The 23239-nt window shown below is 55.7% G+C and carries 17 protein-coding genes; 10 read left to right on the forward strand and 7 right to left on the reverse strand.

Annotated elements, in window-relative coordinates:
- Nucleotides 1-16: 16 nt before the first annotated feature.
- The 6 genes from rimP to ON16_RS07470 all read right to left on the reverse strand — a co-directional run bounded on the left by rimP (nt 17) and on the right by ON16_RS07470 (nt 4323).
- Nucleotides 17-481 (reverse strand): ribosome maturation factor RimP, encoded by a 465-nt coding sequence (gene rimP / locus ON16_RS07445; RefSeq protein ID WP_051131602.1) that lies wholly within the window; start codon nt 479-481, stop codon nt 17-19.
- A gap of 250 nt (nt 482-731) precedes the next feature.
- Complete coding sequence (locus tag ON16_RS07450; RefSeq protein WP_051131603.1) at nt 732-1700, reverse strand: DUF3298 and DUF4163 domain-containing protein; 969 nt, start codon at nt 1698-1700, stop codon at nt 732-734.
- Nucleotides 1697-2185: an RNA polymerase sigma factor gene (locus ON16_RS07455; RefSeq protein ID WP_040660783.1), complete on the reverse strand. Its 489-nt coding sequence runs from the start codon at nt 2183-2185 to the stop codon at nt 1697-1699. The genes ON16_RS07450 and ON16_RS07455 overlap by 4 nt, the downstream gene beginning before the upstream one ends.
- Nucleotides 2186-2382: 197 nt before the next feature.
- The gene (locus ON16_RS07460; protein WP_040660785.1) at nt 2383-3201 is read right to left on the reverse strand and encodes a metal ABC transporter permease; all 819 of its coding nucleotides are present in this window, start codon (nt 3199-3201) and stop codon (nt 2383-2385) included.
- Entirely contained in the window at nt 3201-3914 is a 714-nt protein-coding gene (locus ON16_RS07465; RefSeq protein ID WP_051131604.1) for a metal ABC transporter ATP-binding protein, read from the reverse strand. The genes ON16_RS07460 and ON16_RS07465 overlap by 1 nt, the downstream gene beginning before the upstream one ends.
- Entirely contained in the window at nt 3901-4323 is a 423-nt protein-coding gene (locus ON16_RS07470; RefSeq protein WP_040660787.1) for a Fur family transcriptional regulator, read from the reverse strand. Before ON16_RS07470 ends, ON16_RS07465 begins: the two co-directional genes overlap by 14 nt.
- A 207-nt stretch (nt 4324-4530) precedes the next feature.
- On the opposite strand from ON16_RS07470, the gene ON16_RS07475 reads away from it, so the two are divergent.
- From ON16_RS07475 to ON16_RS07520, 10 genes are all read left to right on the forward strand, one after another.
- Nucleotides 4531-5448, forward strand: a complete 918-nt coding sequence (locus ON16_RS07475; RefSeq protein ID WP_040660789.1) for a nucleotidyltransferase family protein — start codon at nt 4531-4533, stop codon at nt 5446-5448.
- 171 nt (nt 5449-5619) lie between these two features.
- The gene (locus tag ON16_RS07480) at nt 5620-7227 is read left to right on the forward strand and encodes a sensor histidine kinase (RefSeq protein ID WP_040660791.1); all 1608 of its coding nucleotides are present in this window, start codon (nt 5620-5622) and stop codon (nt 7225-7227) included.
- Complete coding sequence (locus ON16_RS07485) at nt 7227-7904, forward strand: response regulator (RefSeq protein ID WP_040660794.1); 678 nt, start codon at nt 7227-7229, stop codon at nt 7902-7904. The genes ON16_RS07480 and ON16_RS07485 overlap by 1 nt, the downstream gene beginning before the upstream one ends.
- A 193-nt stretch (nt 7905-8097) precedes the next feature.
- Entirely contained in the window at nt 8098-9348 is a 1251-nt protein-coding gene (locus ON16_RS07490) for a sodium/glutamate symporter (protein ID WP_040660796.1), read from the forward strand.
- A 303-nt stretch (nt 9349-9651) separates the two neighbouring features.
- Nucleotides 9652-10650, forward strand: coding sequence for a TAXI family TRAP transporter solute-binding subunit (locus tag ON16_RS07495; RefSeq protein ID WP_040660798.1), 999 nt, complete (start codon nt 9652-9654; stop codon nt 10648-10650).
- A gap of 175 nt (nt 10651-10825) precedes the next feature.
- The gene (locus tag ON16_RS07500; RefSeq protein WP_040660800.1) at nt 10826-12835 is read left to right on the forward strand and encodes a 5'-nucleotidase C-terminal domain-containing protein; all 2010 of its coding nucleotides are present in this window, start codon (nt 10826-10828) and stop codon (nt 12833-12835) included.
- A gap of 180 nt (nt 12836-13015) precedes the next feature.
- Nucleotides 13016-14203: a M20 family metallopeptidase gene (locus ON16_RS07505; protein ID WP_051131605.1), complete on the forward strand. Its 1188-nt coding sequence runs from the start codon at nt 13016-13018 to the stop codon at nt 14201-14203.
- A gap of 17 nt (nt 14204-14220) precedes the next feature.
- A complete protein-coding gene (locus ON16_RS07510; RefSeq protein ID WP_040660802.1) occupies nt 14221-15069 on the forward strand; it encodes a patatin-like phospholipase family protein in 849 nt (282 codons plus the stop codon).
- Nucleotides 15070-15239: 170 nt separating this feature from the next.
- Nucleotides 15240-16988, forward strand: coding sequence for a Na/Pi cotransporter family protein (locus tag ON16_RS07515; RefSeq protein WP_040660804.1), 1749 nt, complete (start codon nt 15240-15242; stop codon nt 16986-16988).
- A gap of 520 nt (nt 16989-17508) precedes the next feature.
- Nucleotides 17509-20277, forward strand: coding sequence for an S-layer homology domain-containing protein (locus ON16_RS07520; RefSeq protein ID WP_040660806.1), 2769 nt, complete (start codon nt 17509-17511; stop codon nt 20275-20277).
- A gap of 462 nt (nt 20278-20739) precedes the next feature.
- Here the strand turns inward: ON16_RS07520 and ON16_RS07525 are convergent, their stop codons facing one another.
- Nucleotides 20740-23157 carry an O-antigen ligase family protein gene (locus tag ON16_RS07525; RefSeq protein ID WP_040660808.1) on the reverse strand — a complete coding sequence of 806 codons (2418 nt, stop codon included), beginning with the start codon at nt 23155-23157 and terminating at the stop codon, nt 20740-20742.
- Between the last annotated feature and the right edge of the window lie 82 nt (nt 23158-23239).

Raw genomic sequence — 23239 nt, forward strand, 5'->3', positions numbered from 1 at the left:
TTTTATTTTTCCCGGATCAGGAGAACTCCACTCGCAGACGCACCAGCGCGGTGTCCGCCTTTTCAAAAATCATTTCCTGTTCGCCCACGCGCACGGTGACGGTTCCAGTGGCCTCGTCGTATCCGGCGAGGATACCGGCGAACTCCTTTCGTCCGTCACGATTGCGATACAGCTTCACGGTAACGGGACTGCCCATGAATTTTGCAAAATCGCCGGGGCGCTTCAGCGCCCGCTCCGCGCCCGCGGAGCCGACCTCCAGCGTATAGCTGCCCTCAATGGGATCCGCCTCGTCTAAAAGATCCGACAGCGCTCTTGAAATGGCCTCGCAGTCCAGAATGTCCACGCCGCCGTCTTTGTCCAGCAGCACCCGCAGATACCAAGCGCCCGCTTCTTTCACGTATTCCACGTCCCAGAGGGCGCAGCCCCGCTCCGCAATGATGGGGGCCGCCAGATCTGCGGTCAGTTCCGTAATCTTTTTCAAGGAAATGCCTCCCTTTCACGCCGTTCAGGCCAAAAAACTTCCATTTTTTTCAAATTGTGGCCTTTGGAAAAAGGCCAACAAAAAGAGCGGACACTAGGCCCACTCCACAAAACCACCAATACTACCTTGATAACAGTATCACGATTTTTCCCGAAAAGCAAGTATTTTCTGTGAAATTTCAAAGAAAATCTGAGCGGAAAATGACAAAAACCGGAGCGCATGGCGCGCTCCGGTCCTGTTTGATAAAAAATTATTTCAGATAGCCGGGGACAGCAATGTCCGAGATGGCGTTCGTGGGAATGGTGAACTCAACCACGCCCATATACATGGGTGCCACGTCGCCCTCGTTAAATACAATGGTGAGCTGCCCGTTCTCGTTCACGTAGAACGCTGTGTTCGGGTCAAGGGCGGTGAAGTTCCAATCGGTCACCTCATCATCCAGCCAATAATATACGTTCTCGTCCGCGTCCATCTGCGTGCGCATCTGGGCTTGGATGTTTTTGGTCAGCACGTCCAGATAGCCGCTGCCCGACTGGAACAGATCGCCCAAGGTCAAAATCTTCCCCGTGGCCTTGTCCACGTTGTAGATTTTCACAGACTCGTTTCCGCTGGCCATGACCACGCTCTTGTTGAACCGCAGGGCGAACAGGGCGGCGTTGTCTGTGGCCACGGTGTAGTCCAGATTCAGTTCATAGTGATTCGTCTCCGCCGTGGGTGCGTCGGGATCGTTTGCGTATTCTTCACTCGAAGCGGCGTCTTTTTCATACTCGGCAATGATGGTGTCGGTGTATGCCTGAATGGCGTCGTTCAGCTCTCCGCCATTTTCCACCTCGGGGACGTTGATGGTGGCGGAGACGGTGTCTCCCCGCTGATCTTCATAGGTGCGGAATGTGACCACCTTGGTAATCAGGCCCAGCAGGGGAACCTGTTCCATGGCGTGAGCTACGCCTGCGCCGGAATTGGCCAGAACCACAACTGTCAGCATGGCGGCGGCGCAGGTGCCGAACACTTTTCTCAGATACCGGTGTTTCTTCGCAGGATGCGATTCCCGGGCCTGTGTGCTTTGCGTGTTCTGCGCGTTTTCTGCGTTTTCGGCATTCTTTGCCTGGGCGATGGACGAGCGGACACGGAATTCCAGACCCTCCGGGATGGGAATCGACTCGTATTCCCGCTTCAGCGTCTCCAGTTCCTTCGTCTCGTTTAAATTGTTTTCATTCATGACGCGGATGCTCCTTCCGTCAGTTGGATTTTCAACTTTTTAAGGCTTCGGTACAGGATGGTTTTGACCGTGTTCAAATTGTCACCGGTGACATCGGCAATATCCTGTAATTTCAGATCCTCGAAAAACCGGAGGACGATCACGGTCCGTTCTTTTTCGTCCAGCACATCCAGCGCCCGGAGTGTGTCCAGATCCCGGTATACGTCCTCGCGCCCCTCCTCGGGCGGGGCCTCGGACACGGTTTCCCGGGACCGCCTGCGCAGGAAATCCAGCGCAGTATTGACCACAATGCGACACAGCCAGCTTTTCAGTGCGGGTTTACTTCGCAGTTCGCCGGAAGAGGAGATTGCCTTGCAGACGCTCTCCTGCACAATGTCCATGGCGTCGTCCGGGTTCTTGACATAGGTGTAGGCCAGCCGATACATGGACGTGTAGGACTCCATAATCTGAGCTTCCACCTGTTTTCGCTGATTTTCGGGGATCATCAAAAGCCTCCTTTCAAGAGCGGCGGGGCAGTCCCGCGTACGTCGGTCCACCCGCGTGCCCTTCGTCTGTAAGACGGCGGAGCAGGGCGGGAAAGTTTGGGGCATGAAAAATTATTTAAGGAAGCATCGCGCAAGTGCGCTTTTTTTACCACAAAATTTTCCCACAAACCGTCTGCAACCAATCGCGCGGGATTGCCTCAGACTTTCTTTCGCAGCCGTTCCACAACGCAGGCCAGCAGAAATAAAATCAGATCCGCCGCCACCACGGTGGCGCCCACAGGTGTGGACCGCGCGAAGGAGAAGATCAGTCCCGCGCAGAAGCAGAGAACGGCGGTGACGCCCGCGCAGAGCACCACGCCCCGAAAGCTGCGGAACAGACGCATGGCGGTCAGCGCCGGAAAAATGACCAGAGACGAGATCAGCATGGCTCCCATCATCCGCATTCCCAGCACGATGGTCAGCGCCGTCAGGATGGAGAGGAGAGTATTGTACAGTTCCACCCGCATCCCGGTGGCCCGGGCGAAATTTTCATCAAAGGTAATGGCAAACAGCTTGTGGTAAAAGAGAACAAACAAAACCAGCACCGCGGCGGACACCACCGCAGAGAGCACCACGTCCGTCTCCGTCATGGCCAGCACGCTGCCAAACATATAGTTGTCCACGTCCGTGGTCATGCCGGTGGTCAGGGAGATTACCAGAATGCCGATGGCCAGAGCCGACGCGCTGACCACCGCGATGGCCGCGTCGCTGCCGAGGCGGCTGCCGGAGTTTGCCAGCCGCAAGAGAAAAAACGCCGCCAGAATCACCACGGGAATTGAAAAGTACAGCGGCGTGACGCCCAGTGCCACCGCCACTGCCAGCGCCCCGAAGGACACATGGCTCAGGCCGTCGCCGATCATGGAATAGCGCTTTAAAACCAGCGACACTCCCAAAAGCGCCGCGCACAGGCTCACAAGAATGCCCACCACCAATGCCCGCTGCATAAACGGCCAGGAGAACATTTGCACAAGATTCATCACTGCTCCTCCTTCCGGAACCGGCGACCCTCCGGCGACTGGAGGTATTCTTCCACCTTGCCGTAAAACCAACTCGTTTTGCCGATGTGCAGCACCGTTTGCGCGTTTTCCAGCGCGGAGCGCAGGTCGTGAGTCACCATGACCACCGCCATGCCCTCTTTTTCGTTGAGATAGCGCAGCGTCTTATAAAGGTCCTGCGCGGCGGCGGGGTCCAGCCCCGTGACCGGCTCGTCCAGAATCAGCAGCCGGCTGGCGGCGCACAGCGCCCGGGCCAGCAGCGTTCGCTGCTGCTGCCCGCCGGAGAGGTCCCGATAGCACCGATCCTTTAATTCAAGGATGCCCAGCTTGCCGATGGCTTGCAGCGCGGCGGTCTTCTGGGCTGCCGTATAAAAAAAGCGAAACCCTTTTTGATTCAAAAAGCCGGACAGCACCACCTCATATACCGTGGCGGGGAAATCCTTCTGGGCCTGTGTCTGCTGCGGAAGATATCCAATCGCGCCGTTTTTCAGCTCCGCCGCCCGGTCAATGCTGCCCGCCATGGGAGAGAGAAGGCCCAAAAGCCCCTTCATCAGCGTGGACTTTCCCGACCCGTTGTCGCCCACCACACAGAGATAATCTCCGGCGGACACGCTGAGATTCAAGCCCGTCAGCACCGCCCGGCCCTCATAGCCCAAGGCGGCGTCCCGACAGACAATCAGTTCATTGCTCTCCATCTTTTCGCTCCTTTTTCGCGCAGGCTTCGCACAGTCCGGAAAACAGGGTCCGCCGGTGGTCCACCGTAAAATGATGCTCTTGCAGCAGATGCTCGTATAGGGGCTGCAGCTGCGTGCAGTCCAGATGAAGGATGCGCCCGCAGGACTCGCATTTTAAAAGAAGGCAGTCTTGTTTCCTATCCCCCTCCGGGTGGCTGCAATACTGAAAGTAGGCCCCCTCCTCGGTATTCACCTTGTGAACCTGACCCGCTGCCTCCAGCTTTTCCATCTGGCGATACACGGTGGCAAGGCCCACGGGCTGCCCGCTCTGACGCAGTTCCGCCGCCAAATCCGCCGCGGACATCGGCATGTCCCGCCGCTGCTTCAGGCAGTTTAAAATCGCCTGCTGCTGTTTTGTGGAATAGGCCATCAACCGTCCCTCCTGTAAAAATGAAAATCATTTTCATATTATAGACACTGACGAAAAAAGTCAAGGGATTTGTTTTGCTGTTGCAAACAGCGGCGCAAAAGTGTATGGTAAGGGCAGGACGGTGAAATGCCGTTTTGAAATTACGCAAATAATACGCAACATGCGCGCCTGCCGCTGCGGGCTGCGCGGCGAACGTATGGAGGGTTTATGAAAGTTACTCTTGTCATCATGGCGGCGGGACTTGGCTCCCGATATGGCGGCAGCAAACAGGTGGACGGCATTGGTCCCAACAATGAGATTTTAATGGAGTATTCCATTTATGACGCTTTGCGGGCGGGCTTTAACAAGGTAGTCTTCATCATCAAGCCGGAGATGGAGGAGCTGATGGAGCGTATCTGCGGGAACTATCTCCGCAAGCGCACCGCGCTGGATGGAACGCCGGTAGAGGTGGCTTACGCCTTTCAGGATTTTTCCTCCGTGCCGGATTTTTATCACATTCCCGTGGAGCGGACAAAGCCTTTTGGAACGGTTCACGCCTTGCTCTGCGCGGCGCAGGCGGTCCATGAGCCGTTTTGTGTCATCAATGCCGACGATTACTATGGGATCGACGCCTACCGCACCATTTACCAAGAGTTGACGGCTCTGCCCGAAAGCGGACGGGGAACCATGGTGGGATATCTCTTGAAGAATACCGCCAGCCTGCACGGAACAGTGTCCCGGGGTGTTTGCGCCGTGGCGGACGGAAAGCTCCAGTCTGTGCGGGAGGCGCTGAAGATTCAGCTTTATCCGGACGGCACGCTGAAAGATCTGGCAGAAGACCGCACCCTCTCTCCGGATACGGTGGTGTCCATGAACTTCTGGGGGTTCACGCCCAGCATTTTTCCGGCACTGAACGCCTATTTTGAAAATTTTCTCCGCACCGAGGCGGGGGAGAACGTCAAGGCGGAGTGCCTGCTTCCGGTGATGGTGGGGCATGAACTGGATACCGGGCGGATGGAGGTATCGGTCCTCCACTCTGCGGACCGCTGGTTCGGCATGACCTATCATGAGGACCGGGACCGGGTGGCGGAGGAACTGAAAAAGCTCCACGACTCCGGCGCCTATCCCATCACACTGAAAGGCTGAGCTGGGCTTTCTGACTGCTGAGATGATTGAATAAAAGCCGTCCCGCTCCAATTGGAGCGGGACGGCTCTTGCTTGCTGAAAGCAATTCCGCTTTCCGGGCGTTGAACCGAAGAGAAAAACGGTGTATAGTGGACAAAACGGACGACGGAGCAGTCCGGCAGGAGGTGGGGCATGAGCGAGAAAAACGGGCAAAATGCGTTGGAGCGGAAACTGTACCGCTCCTTTCTTCTGCTGTCCGCACTAGTGATCCTGCTGTCCCTGGGGCTGTCGCTTTACTTGGACCTGACCCGCCAAAGAAATCAGGTGGACGCGTCCATCAGCGGCTCGGCGGCCTATGTCAGTGAACTTCCAAGCGTGATCGCCATGCTGAAGGCGGGGTATCCGTCTCCCAACGCCACCCGGAGTATGGACGCTCTGTGCGACAGCATCGCGGACATCAGCTCGGCGGTGATCTGCGACAAGAGCGGGCTGCGCTTTTATCACACAGACCGTCAGAAAACCGGAGAGTCCTATGTGGACGGGGAGGAACGTCCCATTTTAGAGGGGGCGGAACCTTATATTACCACCGGGTACAGCACCATGGGGATGCAGCGCCGGGCGTTTCACGCCGTTCGCGGAGAGGACGGGGCAATCATCGGCTTTGTGATGGTGTCTGTGTTCAGCGGCGTCCTCACCGCACGGCTGAGAAATATATTGGTGCTTCATCTGGCCATTATGGCAGTGATGCTGCTGGTGAGCTTTTTCCTGACCCACGCGATTTTGCGTTTCCTGCGCCGGACGCTGATGGGCTTTCGCCCGGAGGAACTGCTCAGCCGCTATCTCCGGCAGGACGAGGTGCTGGGCGCTGTGGCAGAGGGGCTGGTAGCGTCCGACGCGGCGGGGAAGGTGCTCTTTGCCAATCCGGCGGCTCAGGCAATTTTTGGGGAAAATACCCCGCTGGTGGGGCGGTCTGTCGGGGAGTTGTTTCCCGATTCCCGGCAGGAGGAGGTGCTGCGCACCGGCAAGGCGGAGGAGCGCCGCTCTTGGATTGTGGACGGACACTCGGTGCTGGCGGGCCAGATTCCCATTCGGGAGCGGGAAAATGACGCGCCTCAGGGAGTCTTGACCATTCTCTATGACCGGACGGAGATGCTGCACATGTCCGACGAGCTGTTTGGCGCGCGGAGCATGATCGACGCACTGCGCTCCTATAATCACGAATTTTCCAATAAGCTCCATGTGATTTTGGGCTATTTGGAAACGGGGAAAACGCAGGAGGCCATCCGGTTTATCGTCAACAGCAACCTGATCTCCGGACAGCTGATCTGCCAGACCGCGGAAGCGCTGCGGGTATCCGAGCTGTGCGCGCTGATGATCGGGAAAATGCTCCACGCGGCGGAGCGGGGGATTTTGCTGACGCTGGGGGAAAACAGCGTGTGTATCGAGCAGGACCTGCTGATCCCCGTGGAGGATATGGTGACCGTGATGGGCAACCTTTTGGAAAACGCCATCGAGGAGCTTTCCTCCGGCGAGCATCCTGTCCGGGAGATTGAGTTTGAATTGTACTGCCGTCCGGACTGCAATCTGCTGGTGTGCAGCGACACCGGGGGCGGCATTTCGCCGCAGGTGCGCCAGCACATGTTTGAAAAAGGCGTTTCCACCAAGGGCGCGTACCGGGGGACGGGACTCAACGCCGTGCAGACCGTGGTACGCCGGTACGGCGGAAAAATTGACGTGGAAACAGAACCGGGGGAGGGCACCAGCTTTACCGTGACCTTTACCAGAGAGGAGGCGGAGTGATGGTTTCCGTCATGATTATTGAGGACGATCCCATGGTGGCGGCCATTAACCGCCAGTATGTGGAGAACACGCCGGGCTTTGCTGTGGAGGCGGTGTTCCCCAGCGGCGTGGGCGCGTTGGAATATTTGAAAGGGCACGATGTGCCGTTGATTATTTTGGACTTTTACACCCCTATGATGAACGGCATGGAATTTGTGGACCGGCTCCACGGCATGGGCAAAGCTCCGGCGATCATCATGGTCACCTCCGCCAGCGACGCGCAGACTATCCGGCAGATGTTTTTGCGGGGTGTGGTGGACTATTTGGTGAAACCCTTCGAGTATAAACGATTTCAGGAGGCGTTGGAACGGTTTCGCCAGAGTCGGGAGCAATGGGAGATTCAGGAGACGGCGCTGGATCAGGCGGCCATCGACCGCATGACGGTTGGCACAGGCCAGCCTGCCGTATCAGAGCCGCTGGCCAAGGGACTGAACGCCGCCACTATGCAGATGATTCGGGAATTTTTACAGGCTCATCGGGGCGAGGGCCACACCAGCGAGGAGGTGGCGGAGCAGGTGTGTCTGTCCCGTATCACGGTGCGGCGGTATATGAACTATTTGACCGAGATCCGGGAGATCAGCAGCCGCATTGATTATCAGACCGGCGGCAGGCCCTCCATTCAATACTACCTTGAGTAAAATAAACAAAAAAAGAAGTCGAAAGCTGTACGAAAAGGCAAAAATGTCGAAAATTTTACCTACTAAACGTTTACGATAGTTACTAAAAATTGAAATTTCTTCTCTCCCCTTTATATACTGAGAGCGTGTTAGGGTTATGCTAAGGAAGGTTCCGGAGAAAAAGGGGCCGACAGTTAGGAAGGGAAGAATATCTATGGAAAACATTTTAGGTTATTTTGGGACCTATACTCCCGCCGCAGACGGAGCCATCGCTTCGTTCAAGTTTGAGTACCTCTCTGCATTGGGCTTTGCCGCCTTTGTGATTTTCTTAGGCCGGGCCATTGTAAGGCACTCCAAGCTCTTGCAGAAGTATGCGATCCCCGCGCCGGTAGTTTCCGGCCTGATTTTTTCGCTGGTCGTCTCCTTCATCAAAATGTCCGGTGCGATGGCATTTTCCTTCGACGTGACGGTGATGAAAGACCTGTGCCAGAATCTGTTCTTCCTGTGCGTGGGCTTCGGCTTCAGCTGGAAGATGATCAAGCACGCCGGCGGCAAGCTGTGCGTTCTGATTGCCGTGGGCGCCTGTCTGCTAATTACGCTGCAGGATTTGCTGGGTGTTGCCATCGGCAATCTGGTGGGTCTGCACCCGCTGCTGGCGCTTCAGTGTTCCTCCTCCGCTATGAGCGGCGGCGTGGGCACTGCCTCCGCCTTTGGCCCTATTTTTGAGAATATGGGTGCGCCGGAGGCCACCACCATCGGCGTTGCCGCCGGTACGCTGGGCAACATCATGGGCTCTTTAATTGGCGGCCCTGTGGCCGCGTTCCTCATCAGCCGTCACGGACTGAAAGCCGACCCCAACGACAAGCCGGAAGCAGTGATGTCCGGTGAAGCAACCCGTCTGGATAACGGCCGCATGATCTCTATGTTTGCAATGTGCTTGCTGCTGGCTGCGCTGGGAATGCCCATCTACATGCTGCTGGACAGCATTCCCATGATCGAGATGCCCAAGTTCATCGGCTGCCTGTTTGCCGGCGCGATTGCCCGCAACGTGATGGAAGCCTTCCACATCAAGTTCTACACCCCGGAAGTGGACGCCATTGAGCATATGTTCCTGGAGCTGTATCTGGCGCTGGTGCTGATGACCATTGATATCACTAAGCTGGCGCCTGTGGCGGGCCAGATGGGCGTGATCCTGATTGGTCAGGCGATTTTGATGGCCCTGTTCGGCATCTTTGTCTCTTACAACATGTTTGGCCGGGACTACGGTGCAGCGGTTATGGCCGCCGGCAACTGCGGTTGGGGCTGCGGCTCCGGACCCAACGCCGTGGCCAACGAAAAAGCGGTTATGGACCAGTATGGTTGGCACAATATTGCTTGGGTGCTGTATCCCTCTTTTGCAGTTATCATTGACGATATCTACAATCCCATTTTCCTCTCTCTGTTTGGCAGTTTCTTGGTGCGCTGAGAAAAACAACAATGATTGATAAGCAGAGCGGGCGTCCCACAGGGGACGCCCGCTCTGCTTATAAAAGCATGGAAAAATATCGAAGACCGTGCTATAATTAAGTACGAAGCAAATCTGATATGCGCATCTGTCCGCTTTGCAGGCGGGCTGCTTCATCAAAATATCGCACAGTGACTCCAATTCGTGCGTGTGTCCGCAAAGCGGGCGCACGTTTATTTGGGTTTTGTTGCGGATGTCCGTATGCGGTTCGCACTTGTGCGGGGTTACCTTAAAAAAGAAAACCATGAAAGGGATGGTGAGAGGATGGGAAAGAATGTTGGTCGTCTGCGGCGCCGAATTTTTGCGGGCCTTTTGGCGGCAATCTGTTTGCTGCCGGGCTGCGGCCTGAAAGGACGGCAGGGAACTCCGAAGGAGATTCGGGTTCTGACCATCGGCACCGCCGACAGCGGCGGCACCATGTACCCAGTGGGCCGGGCGGTGGCGGAAGTGCTGGATCAATACACGCCATCCCTGAAAATCAATACCAGCGCGTCCAGCGGCTCCTTTACCAATGTGGAAAGCCTGCGGGACGGACAGATCGACATGGGTTTGGTCAGCGGCGACGTGGCGTGGCGCGCTTGGCACGGCAAGGACGAATTTGAAGACAGCCCCATGCCCAGCCTGCGGGTGATTGGCGCGCTGTATGTGAGCCTGTCCAACTGGATGGTTCCGGAGTCCCTTGATATTGAGTATGTCCATGACCTTTTGGGAATGCGGGTGGCCGTTGGTCCGGAAGATTCCGCCACAGAGGTTTCCGCGCGGGCCGCGCTTTCCGCCGTGGGGCTGAGTGTTGACAACACCGTGCTTGAAAATCAAGGGCTTGGCTCCGGCGGAGAAGCGCTGCTGAACGGAGAGTTGGACGCGCTCTATGGGTTTGCCGGAATACCGGTCAAGGGCCTGAGCGATTTGGCAGAGCAAACGCCCTGCCGCCTTCTGCGGTTCACGGAGGAGGAACTGGACGCCATTTTGCAGGGAAACACCCAGTATATCCGGGGCGTGATTCCCGCCGGAACTTACCCCGGGCAGACGGAGGATATTGAAACCTTTGGCGTGAAGTGCCTGCTGTGCGTAAACGCGGACATGGACGACGATTTGGCGGGGACCATTGCCCGGATTCTCTGGGAGTCTGCCGACGGGCTGAAGGAACGGCACGCCGCCCTCTCCGCCATAAGCGAGGACGGATTCCTATACCGCAATCTTCCGGTGCCCCTCCATCCCGGAGCGGCGCAGTTCTATCGCGATCAGGGGCTTTTGCAGGGGTAACGCCGCCGTTTTTTCCATGGTTGCCGCCGATGCGCGAAAAGGTTCGCCTTTGTGCGATTTTGCCGGATGAATTCTGCGCCTGCATCAAAAATTTGTGAAAACTATTGTGAACCGGCCGGACAAGCGCTATAATGGAGCCATCTCCCGTTGGGAATATCTTGAAGGAGGCTGAAAGATGAAAAGGAAAAAACTCTCAGCATTGCTCCTGGCTCTGGTCATGGCGGTCAGTCTGGCTGTTCCTGCTTTGGCGGCGGACACCACTCAGACGGTCACCATCCTCCAGACCAGCGACCTGCACGGCATGATTAACCCCTATGACTACGCATCCAACAAGGAAAGCAAGACCAGCATGGCCCACGCGGCGGCGATCATTGCGGCGGAGCGGAAGACGGACCCAAATCTGCTCCTGATCGACACCGGCGACTCCACACAGGCCAACTACATTCAGGAATTTAAGGACGAAGTGCCCGAACCCATGATCGACGCCCTGAACTATCTGAAATATGATGCTTGGACTCTGGGCAACCACGAGTTTAACTTCGGCTTCAACTACGTAACGAAGGAAATCAAGGAATTCAACGGCGTCACTCTGGCGGGCAACATCTATCAGAAAAACGGCTCCCGCTGGCTGGACGCTTACAAAATTTTTGACGTGAACGGCGTGAAGGTGGCCGTGTTCGGTATCGACGCGCCCCACATTCCCATCTGGGAAAAATCCGACCCCACCCACTATAACAACATGACCTTTACCACGCCCATGGAGGAGACTGGCAAGATCCTCAAGGAACTGGAAGGCAAGGCGGATGTGATTATCGGTTCCATCCACTATGGTCTGGACGGCGAATACGGCACCGAGGGTATCCGTCAGGTAGCCGAGAAATACGGCGATCAGATTGACGCGCTGTTTATCGGTCATGCTCACTCCAAGGTGAACGAAACCATCAACGGCGTGCCCGTGCTGGAGCCCGGCTCCAACGCCCAATATGTTTCCAAGGTCACCTTCTCTCTGGAGAAAAAGGACGGCAAGTGGGACGTGGCCAAGACCGACGCCGGTCTGATCGACTGCTCCACCGTCACTCCGGATGCGGCTTTCCTGACAAAATTCAAGTCTCTGGATCAAAAGAGCAAGGCTTTGGCTGCCAAGCAGGTGGGTGAGGTCGGTGAGACGTTCCTAAACCCCGTGGAAGTTCTTCCCGGCATTCCCAGCGCCATTTTGGAGGACAACGCCGTTCTCGATCTCATCAACAAGGTGCAGATGGAAGAGGTGGGCGCGGATGTGTCTCTGGCCGCCCTGTTTGATTCCACCTCCAATCTGGAAAAGGGTCCCTTCCTGAATCGGGACAGCGTGAAAATCTACAAGTATGACAACACGCTGTACGGCGTGAAGGTCACCGGCAAGCAGCTCAAGGCCATCATGGAGCTGCAGGCGGGCAACTTCTTCAACCAGTACAAGGCGGGGGATGTGACCATCAGCTTCAACCCCGACATCCGGATGTACAACTACGACGAGTTTGCCGGTGTGAACTATGAGATCAACATCTCCAAGCCCGCCGGTTCCCGCATCCAGAACGTCACCTATCAGGGCAAGCCCCTCAGCGACACCCAGACGCTGGTGCTGGCGCTGAACAACTACCGCTATGGCGGCCTTGTCACCGCGGGACTTTTGAACGAGTCCGACGTGGTGTACGAGGGCGGCGCGGTTCGCGATATGATTACCAATTATGTGGCGGCGATGAAGACGCCCCTGATGCCCGAGTGCGACCACAACTGGAAGATCGTGGGCGCGGATCTCAACGATCCCCAGAAGGACTTGATCTATGAGAAGGTCCGTTCCGGCGAGATCACCGTCCCCACCTCTGAGGATGGACGCACACCCAACATCGCCTCACTGAACGGTCCCGAGCTGCGGACTGCGGGCAAGCTGCCCGCGCTGACCGGCGGAGAGACAGCCACCACCCCAACGACTCCGGCCAAGCCCACCGTGCCTGTCACGCCCACAACACCCAGCACCCCCGTGGCCGGCGGTTCCTATACCGTGAAGTCGGGTGACTGCCTGTGGAGCATCTCTCAGGAGTTCTACGGTACCGGCACCAAGTGGACCGTGATCTATCGGGCCAACACCGCGATCATCAAGAATGCCAACGACATTCAGGTTGGTCAGGTTCTGACGATTCCCGCGGCCTAACCCTACTGTGCATTGAAAACGAGAGACGCCCTTCGAGGGCGTCTCTCGTCTTTTTGGCGTCGCTCTTGCCCCAACCTGAAAAAAAGCGTATGATAAATCTATAAAATTGCGCGATTTTCAAAAACCGCGCCAAAATGGAAGCCGTCCGTACACTGCGGGCGGAAAGCAGGATGGGGGCGTATGAAGATGGAGCTGCTGGATACGCAGGCGGCGGGGTTGTACGGGGAAATGCTGGCCTTTAAAGAGGATCTGCACCGTCACCCGGAGAGCAGTTTTCAGGAACGGCGGACGACCGAGCTGCTGAAGGAAAAGCTGGCCGCACTGGGCCTTTGCCCGGTGGACATGGGGATGGACACCGGCGTGGTGGCGGTTTTGGAAGGGGAGAGGCATGGCAAGACTGCCGCTTTGCGGGCGGACATCGACGCCATCGCCCAAACGGAGAACCAGAACCACGTTGTCCGCTCAGAAACGGCGGGGTTGATGCACGGCTGCGGCCACGACTTTCATACCGCCTGTCTCTATGGCGCGGCAAAGCTGCTTTCTGCCCGAAAAGAGACGCTTTCCGGCAGGGTGGCATTTTTGTTTCAGCCCGCCGAGGAGGAGACGCAGGGCGCGCGCACGCTGCTGGACCACGGGCTTTGGGAGCGAATGGGCGGAAAGCCGGACTGCATCTTCGGTCTGCACAATCGTCCGGAGCTGCCGGCGGGACAGATTGCCGTACGGAATGGGCCGATTATGGCGGGAAAGATCAATTTTCGCGTGATACTGCGGGGAAGACCGGGCCACGGGGGATCGCCCCACAAATGCGTGGACCCGGTGGTGGCTGGGGCGGCACTGATTGACGGGGTGCAGACCATTGTCAGCCGCAGCACCGACCCGCAGGACGCGCTGGTATGTGCGGTGTACTCGGTTCACACAGATGCGCCGGACTTTTTCGTTCCGTCCTCTCTCTCCGTAACGGGCAGCATCCGCTATCTCCGGGACGCGGCGGGCCAGCGGGCGGCGCAGCGGCTGCGGGATCTGGCGGCGGGGGTGGCCGCGGCTTACGAATGTCAGGCGGAGACGCAGCTGCTTCCGCAGGTTCCGGTGACGCGGAACGCCGCCTCTTTGGCAGAGATCGCGGAATGCGCCGCAGCGGAGACTGCGGGCGCTGAAAACGTGGCCTGTCCGCCGCCGGACATGGGCAGCGAGGATTTTGCGGTGTACGGGCAGGAGGTTCCCGCCTTTTTCTACTGGCTGGGCAGTGGATTTCCGGGGCGGGAAAACGCCCCGTGGCACAGCCCGGATTTCTGCACCAACGACGCGGCACTGCCTTTGGGCGCGGCGCTGCTGGCGCGGTCGGCACTGCTGGCGCTGGAGCGCCTTTGAACGTTTGAGGTGAAGAGATGAAATCAGGAATTGTTTTAGAAGGCGGGGCACTCCGCACCATTTTTTCTACCGGTGTATGCGACGCGCTGCTGGACGCGGGACTGCTGCCGGACTATTTTATCGGCGTATCCGCCGGGGCGGCTTACGGCGTGAGCTATCTTTCGCGGCAGAAGTGGCGGAATCTGAACATCGTCTGCCATTACGCCAATGACCGGCGGTACATGGGCGTTGGAAATCTGCTGGACCGCAAAAACCGGTCTTATTTTGGGCTGAAGTTTGCCTATGAGGATATCCCAAACCAGTATATCCCCTTTGACTACAAGGCGTTTGCCGCTTATCCCGGCGAAGCGGAGGCGGTTTTGACAAATTTAAATACCGGAAAAGCGGATTATCTCCCCATTCCTCGGCAGGACGAGCATTTCACGGTTTTACAGGCCACCTGCGCCATGCCGCTGCTGTTCCCCATCTTCCATATTAACGATCAGCCCTATTTGGACGGCGGCTGCGCCGACCCGATCCCGTGGCAGCGGGCGCTGGAGCAGGGCTGTGAGCATTTGTTGGTGGTGCTGACGCGGGAGCGTTCTTACGTCCGGGGCGCGGAGAAAACCGACCGGCTTATCCAGCGGCACTACCGGAACTATCCGAATTTTCTGGATACCATGCGCCGCCGGGCGGACGATTACAACGAAAACAGGGAACGGCTGTTCCAGCTGGAACGGGAGGGCCGGGTGATGGTGATTGCACCGGAATCCACGAAGGGTTATTCCCGAACGGAAAAGGATTTGGAGAAGATCCGAGCCCTGTGGCAGGACGGATACTTTCAGGGGCGTACCGCCGCGCCGAAACTGACGGAGCTTTGGAAGTAAGTGGGGACGGCGAGGGAGATTTTACGTAGATTTAACATTGCGGGTCTTCCTATACGGACAGTTTCCCTATATAATGTCATTGTGTAAACTTTTGCAGTCCTGTTTTTGATGCGCGGTGCGCAAAACCGGCGGATGTAAATTCCGTGTAAAATACAAAGGAGAACCATTTGATGGACATTTTTTCCGTCTTTACCCTCTGCGGCGGTCTGGCCTTTTTCCTCTTTGGCATGAACACCATGTCCAAGAGTCTGGAGAAAATGGCGGGCGGCAAGCTGGAGCGCACCCTGAAGCGCATGACCTCCAACCCCATGAAGAGCCTTTTACTGGGCGCGGGCATTACCATCGCCATCCAATCTTCCTCCGCTATGACCGTGATGCTGGTGGGCCTTGTGAACTCCGGCGTGATGGAGCTGGGACAGACTATTGGCGTCATCATGGGCAGCAACATCGGCACGACCCTGACGGCGTGGATTTTGGCTCTCAGCGGAATTGAGAGTGAAAATGTCTGGGTGAATCTGCTGAAGCCGGAGAATTTTTCCCCGGTGATCGCGCTGGTCGGCATTTTGATGATTATGACATCCAAAAAGCAGAAGCGGCGGGATATTGGCCGGATTTTGATGGGCTTTTCCATTTTGATGTACGGCATGGAGCTGATGAAAGCAGCTGTCAGCCCGCTGGCGGACTCTCCGGAATTTGCCAGTATTCTGACGGCTTTCCAGAATCCGCTGCTGGGCGTGCTGGTGGGCGCGGTGTTTACCGGCGTGATCCAGTCTTCTGCCGCATCGGTGGGCATTTTGCAGGCGCTGGCCATGACCGGCTCCATCAGCTATGGCATGGCGATCCCCATTATCATGGGCCAAAATATCGGAACCTGCGTCACCGCCATACTCAGCTCCATCGGAGTGAGCCGCAATGCCAAGCGGGTGGCGGCGGTCCATATCTCCTTTAATATCATCGGTACGGTGATCTGTCTTGTTTTGTTCTATGGCGCGGGGAGCTTCCTGCCCTTTACCTTTATGAACGATCCGGCCAATGCGATGAGTGTGGCCCTCTGCCACACAATCTTCAACGTGCTGACCACCGCCATGCTGCTGCCCTTCTCCAAGCAGCTGGAAAAACTGGCCTGCGTTCTGGTCAAAACCGAAACAAAGAGTGAGCAGTTTGCGTTTCTTGATCCTCTGCTGCTCCGCACCCCCGGGGCGGCCATCAACGAGTGCATCACGATGGTAGGGAAGATGTCCGAGGTTGCGCACAAAAACTTTCTGCTTTCCATTGAACAGTTGGAGACCTATTCCACAGAGAGGGAAGCCGTGATTCTGGAGAATGAGGACAAGCTTGACACCTATGAGGACCGTCTGGGGGATTATCTGGTGCAGATTTCCCGCCACGGCCTCTCCGGCGATAACAGCCGTCAGGTGAGCCGGATGCTGCACTGTATCGGAGACTTTGAACGGATCGGCGACCACGCGCTGAACATTCAGGAATCGGCGCAGGAACTTCACGACAAGCAGCTGATGTTTTCCGACAGCGCAAAGCAGGAACTGGAAGTTTTGACGCAGGCTCTGAGCGGAATTTTAGACCGCGCGTTTGACGCTTTTGCCGCCAACGATCCGGAGGCCGCCGCCCGTGTGGAGCCGCTGGAGGAGACGATTGACCGTTTGATCGAGGAGATTCGCCTGCGGCATATTGAGCGGCTGCAAAGCGGAGTGTGCACCATCCAGCTGGGCTTTATTTTAAATGATCTGCTGACGAATTTCGAGCGCGCCTCCGATCACTGCTCTAATATCGCGGTGTGTGTGATCGAAACAAATCGCCGGGATATCGACGCCCATGTATATCTCCACAATATCAAACAGGACAGCAACTTTGTGCAGGATCTGCAGGTGGATATGAACCGCTATACGCTTCCGAATCCCTGAGGACTTTTTTGGTCTGCACCAGAGGGCGCGGCCGATTATGAAAGCAGTGTGCTTTCCTGCGGAAATAAGATGTGGGAACCCCGGGGATACCTGACAAACAGGAATTCTCGGGGTTCTCCTTTACTTTATATATTGCTTGGATCATGCTTCTGCACGTTGCTGTGACAGCGGGGAAAGCCTTTCCGACTAGAGTAACTACAAAGGGTGATGCAACAAAAGCGATCCAATGTTACGTTTATATTACAACCGCCGCAATCCCCTTGCTTTTCAAAATGACTTCTGCTAGAATCCAACATGAACAAATGAGGCGGTACCTTCAGTTCCCGGAGCAGATACGGGACCGGCTAGCCACGGTATGTGCGCCGGGCAACAAAAGTCCTCCTCGGATGTTCAAAACCAAATGCCGCGGAAGCTGCCTAACGGGTACATAAACCATAGCTCTTAGATTTTTAATGTGAGAGCATTTTGGAAAACGTCTTGTGAAACAGCGGAAACGGTAAATTTTGAAGGAGGAAAATCCATGAAAAAGTTCCTTTCCCTGGTTCTGGCTCTGGTTATGACCATGTCTTTGGTCACCATCGGCGCTGGCGCCACCGAGTACAAGGATCTCACTGACAAGAAGGAGATTCAGTACGAGGAAGCTGTCGCAGTTCTCAACAAGCTCGGTATCATCACCGGCTATGAGGACGGTTCCTTTAAGCCCACCGGGGCTCTGACCCGTGGCGCTGCTGCCAAGATCATCGTTTCTCTGATGATCGGCTCCGATGCCGCTTCTTCCCTGACGGTTGCTGCCGCTCCTTACAAGGACGTGCCCGTGACCAACACCTTTGCCGCTGTTATCAGCTACTGCAAGACCGCTGGTTACATCAACGGCTACTCTGACGGTACCTTCCGTCCCACCGCTGCCCTGACCGGCTATGCTTTTGCAAAGATGCTGCTGGGCGCTCTGGGCTACAAGGGCACTGTCGAGGGCTTCTCCGGCTCCGGCTGGACCATGAAGGTCGCTTCTGTCGGCAACACTGCTGGCCTGTACAACGACTTCAACACTCCCTTCCAGGGCAATGCCGGCATCACCCGTGAGCAGGCTTGCCAGCTGGCTCTGAACACCCTGAAGGCCACCGAGGTGGAGTATAAGGGCGACAAGGTCAACGTGACCGGCACTGGCATCAACGTTTCCATTGACGGTTCTGACCGCAAGAACGTGGAGAACACCAGCAAGACCGATGGCAACATCCAGAAGACCAATGTTAATGCTAGTGGCAAGGATGGCCTGATGCAGTTCGCTGAGGAGCACTTCACCGATCTGAAGCAGGTTGCTGGCACTTCTATTACCGATGACTTTGGTCGTCCCTCCAACAAGTGGAGCTACAAGAACGTCACTGTTGGTACCTATGCCAAGACTGCTGACTTCTCCTTCACTGCCAACGGTTCCGGCGACAGCTCTCTGGATAAGCTGAAGTCTCTGGGCATCGACGGCTACAAGATTGACAAAAACACTGCCGTGATGCTGAACAATTACAACATGGCCAGCTCCGTTACGAACACTCCCAAGCCCACGGGCGCTATTGTTGTGTTCCCCGGCACTACTGAGTCTGCTCTTAAGCTGAGCTCCAGCACCACTTGGATGGATAACCTGACCAGCTTCTTTGGCAATGGCGTCAAGGTTGAAGTCTACATGGACGATGCTACTGCTGATCTGATCAAGTCCATTGTCATTATCCGCACTGAGATGATGGAAGTCAACTCTGTCTCCAGCAAGAACGTCTCTCTGAAGGCTGCGGACGATACCGCTCCCCATCAGGCTGTCGCTACCGTGAAGGATACCGATGATGCGTTTGCCAGCCTGAAGGGTCTGAAGGCTGAGGATTACACTCTGGTCACCTATCGTCTGGACGGTGGTAACTTTGTGGTTGACTCTGTTGCTGCTCCTCAGACCGTCACTGGCGCTCTGACTGCTGTTTCCCGCAACGACAAGAGCGAAGTCAACGGCGTGACTGTTGGCGGCACCGCTTACAAGCTGGCTAAGGTTAAGGACTTCAACACCTTTAAGGATCTGACCGCTGCTAGCATCTCTGCTAGCAAGAAGGACGTCACCCTGTATCTGGATGCTTATGGCTATGCCACCTACATCAAGGATGCTGGTTCTACCTCCAACTACATGATTATTGGCGATAGCTATCAGACTCTGGTCAACGGCAAGCTGGTTAAGACTCTGACTGGCTGGGATATGAAGGGTGTGGAAACCTCCATTAACATTGGTACGGATACTAATTCCTATACCTTTGGCTCTGTGATTAAGTACACCAACACTTCCAAGAACAATGCTGACTACGAGGTTAGTACGGTTGCTAATCCTGTTAAGCCCACCAACACTGTAAAGGGCGAGAAGGGCTTTGTGAACGCTGCTATTGCTCCTGTTAACTCTTATGACAACCACATTTCCGACGGCACCAACACCTACTACTTTGCGTCCAACGTGAAGACCATTTTCCTGGACTTTAACGGTGGCACTACTGTGGATAGCATTTACGTGAAGGATGGTGTGGCCAACATTGCTGCGGATGAGATTTATAAAGCTGCAACTGCCACTACTCCCGAAATCAAGAATGCTCAGCTCTATGTCAACAGCGACGGTGCTGTGGAAGCCATTGTTGTGAAGACCACTTCTTCTGATGCAATTTCCAACAACACCATGTTTGTTGAATACGCCGCTTCCTCTACTTCTGACAACGGCACCAAGAAGTACACTTACAACGTGTGGGTGGACGGCGTTGAGAATCCCGATGGCCAGATTGTGTCTACCGATAACATTGACGGTAAGACCTTTGTGACCTACACCAAGAACGCCGATGGCACTTACAAGCTGAGCGCTGTGACTGCAACGAACACCTCTACTTCTTCCTTCCGTCTGACTCTGACTAAGGAAAACATTCGCACCGACAACAAGAACCTTGTGTACAGCATCAAGAGCGCAACTACTGGCGCTCCTGCTGTTAAAGCTTTTGCCAACCTGAGCACTATCAAGGCTAATTCTTGGGGTGCCAATGATGGTGTGCTGGCTGGTACTCCTGCTGCTACCGAGCTGAACCTCGGCACTGCCAAGTGGGCTGACCTGACCGACAACGGCTTTACTTCTCTGAAGGATCTGTACAACAGCAACTTGCTGTCTGATACTGACGTTATCTACCTGACCATCGTTTTGAATAACAAGACCAACGCAGAGAACGTGCTGAAGGTTGCTCAGGTTGTTGTGAATGGCTTTGGCACCAAAGCTCCCAGCATTGGCTAAAATTAGTGACTAGCTAAAAAGTAAGCCCTAGGTTTACAACCAGAAAGGCGACCCGCTCCAAAAGGGGCAGGTCGCCTTTTTGGGTATTACCGTACAAGTCCGAAAGCTAAGATTCAAGACATGAGCGGATAGGCGCAAACCCAAATGTTATAAAAAGAGGTGACTGCCATTTTGGCAGTCACCTCTTCGTTTTCAGCGCACCGGAGGAGCAATTTTGAAGAAGAGATTGTTGCTGTCCAACACAGGGAAACGGTTCCTAAAATAGACCCGCTGTGTCGTTGCCGTGCTAATTCCAGTCATACTGCCCGCTGTATTGTTATCAATTCGCAGATATCCACGCTATAAGCTCTTGCGTTTCGTCTATGATAAATCCATTGTCCAACGCTTTTAGACAGCCCTGATCCCATCTGAAACCCCAGAAAAGCATTTGTCATGTGGTCTGGCTGAACATCTTGCGCAATCTCAGGCCAGCGCTTCGTAATAGGCCTGCGCACGGCCATACAAGGCGATGGGCTGGAGCAGATAATTGTTGTTAGCTTCTGTCAGCTGTGCCGCAATGCCTTGAGCCAGCTGGTGAAATTCCGCGCTGCCGTCGTCCTGCTTGGCTAACAGGGTGAATGCGTACTGCCATGCGGCAGTTCGTGCGCGGTTAAAAGCTACGTGGCGGGAGAGGGAATCAAACGCACTGCTCAGTGCGTGGTTCTTGAAAAAGAATTCCGCGAGATAATCCGGATCGGTGTTGCCGGGGCGCGTGTACTCGGCGGCATACAACCCTGCCTGATTCTGAATTGCTTCGTCGTCAACTTGTCCGCTGTAATAGATATAGGCCTGTATGGAGTCATATTTGCTGAAGGGGTCGCTGTGAATCGCATTCTCCAATCGGTCAAACATGTAACCGGTTCCCACCATCACATCGTTTTGTGCGCGGAGGTTATTGAGCAGCAAACCGGACCAGATCACACAGAGCAGAACCGCGCACCAGATAAGCGACTTGCTAAATAACTGTGTCTTTGCGCCAACTGGATGCTGTGGGGTTTTTGCCTCGGCATTTTTTTCCGCCACAGCCATACCTGCCGTCTCCACTGGTTGTTCGGAACAGTGGACATCGACCACAGCGTAAAGGCAAAAAATGAGCGAGAGGAACGAGTGAAGGGAAAAAACCGCCTGATTAATGCCTTGCAGGGCGGCAAAGGCAAGCCCGGCGAACAGCGCGGGGGCTAGCGGAGCGCCCCGTTTTCTTCCGCCCCACGCAGTCCAGAGCGCCGCAGTTAGCACGCCAACAAATAGAACGAGGCCAATCACGCCCGCATCCGCCAGCGTCTGCACATAATGATTGTGGACGTATCGGCTCTGATATTCAAAGCGGGCCACGGAGTACAGTTCTGCCTCCACAGCGCCCAGTCCTTCACCCACGACGGGGGATTTTTGCCAGATGCGCAGACCGTCCTGCCAAAATTCCGTCCGCTGGACAGAGTTTTCATTGGCCCAAAGTCCTTGTAGGCGGTTTGCCATAAAACCGGGCAGAAGTTTGTAGTTCAGCTTGAGCGCTCCGCTTTCCGCCCCGGTATAGGTCACATTTTCCAGTGTGCCGCCCTGCGGGGAAGACAGGGCAAACCAGACTGCCCGGGTACCTTCGGGAACGGTGAAGACCGCGCCGTTTGCCGGACCGCTGTAAAGCGTGGTCGAGGTGTGGACGATCAGATCCGTCTCGTTTTGGCAAGTGATTGCGACTGCGGTATCCTCGCTGCCCGTGGCAGAAAGCGTGTAATCTCCGGCAGAGAGGTTCACTGCGCGATTCAGCGTCTCATTGGAAGACAACGCCGCAGGTCCGGTCAGATGGAATGCCAGAACCGCATAGCCCACGGCACAGCAGACCAGCGCCGCCAGCGCAATCAGGGGAATCACGCGGTGGGTGGAGAGAAAATCGCACACTTTGCGAGAGATCGCTTTGTCCAACACCACCAACAGGGCGGCGCCTGCAACGGTCGCCAGCAGAGGGGTCAAGGAAAATTGGCTGGTGCCGTCAAATACAGAAACGTAGACCGCCACAACGCCCACCATGGTGAAAAGCAACGCTTCAATCATCAGCACGGCTGCCAAGACCTTCTCACCCTTGGGAGTGGCCAAGAGGAACAGCAAAAAGGATACGCATATAAAGCCCATCGCGCCCAAGCTGAATGCCAGAACGAAACCCAGCGCGGAGATGTACAGGCAGACCACATGGAACGCCCGCTCTTTTCCGCGGCAGCTCAATGCCAGCCCCAGCGCCAGCAGCACGCCTAAGCCCGTCACGCCTGCAAAGGTGTTGGCTTCGGCGAGAATGGAGTTGATACGGGTGCCTACTTCCAGTCCGCTATTCACGCTGTAATCGTTGGTGAAGACTTCCACCATGCCGCGAAACGCTCCGGAGAACCAGCGGGTGGATACCAGATCAATGCTCAGAAACGAGAATACCGCTGCCACAGTGGAAACGGCCACCGCTGCATTCCGTCCAGCGCTTTTCCCGCGTCCGGCAGTCAGTACAATAAGCAGGAAGAATAAAAAGCCTGCCAAAATCTTTCCAAATTCCTTGAGCGAGAGCACCGGGTAAGGGCTTCGAAAGCAGGCGATCCCCATCCATAGGACATAAAGGGTGACGAGTAAAAAGAGGACGTGAAGTCGTCCGGCCATAGGCCGCTTACGCTGTATGACCGCTGTCAGCAGAACGCCGAAGCCCAGCAGGACGCACAGCATGCTGACGGTTTCCTGCGCAGTGAAGACCACCAGCAGGAACAGTGCGGCGCAAAACACAAGGAGACTCCGGCCTGAACAAAATTCTTCCGGCTGTACATTACCGGAGCCGAACAGGTAAAACACTGCATTTGACTTGCTTTTTTTCATCAAGTAGTCCTCCAAATATATTGATATCTATTCGTTGTTTATCAATCGTTTCTACAATGATTTCATTATATTTGACATCGCA

The organism is Oscillibacter ruminantium GH1, assembly GCF_000307265.1.
GTDB lineage: Bacteria > Bacillota > Clostridia > Oscillospirales > Oscillospiraceae > Oscillibacter > Oscillibacter ruminantium.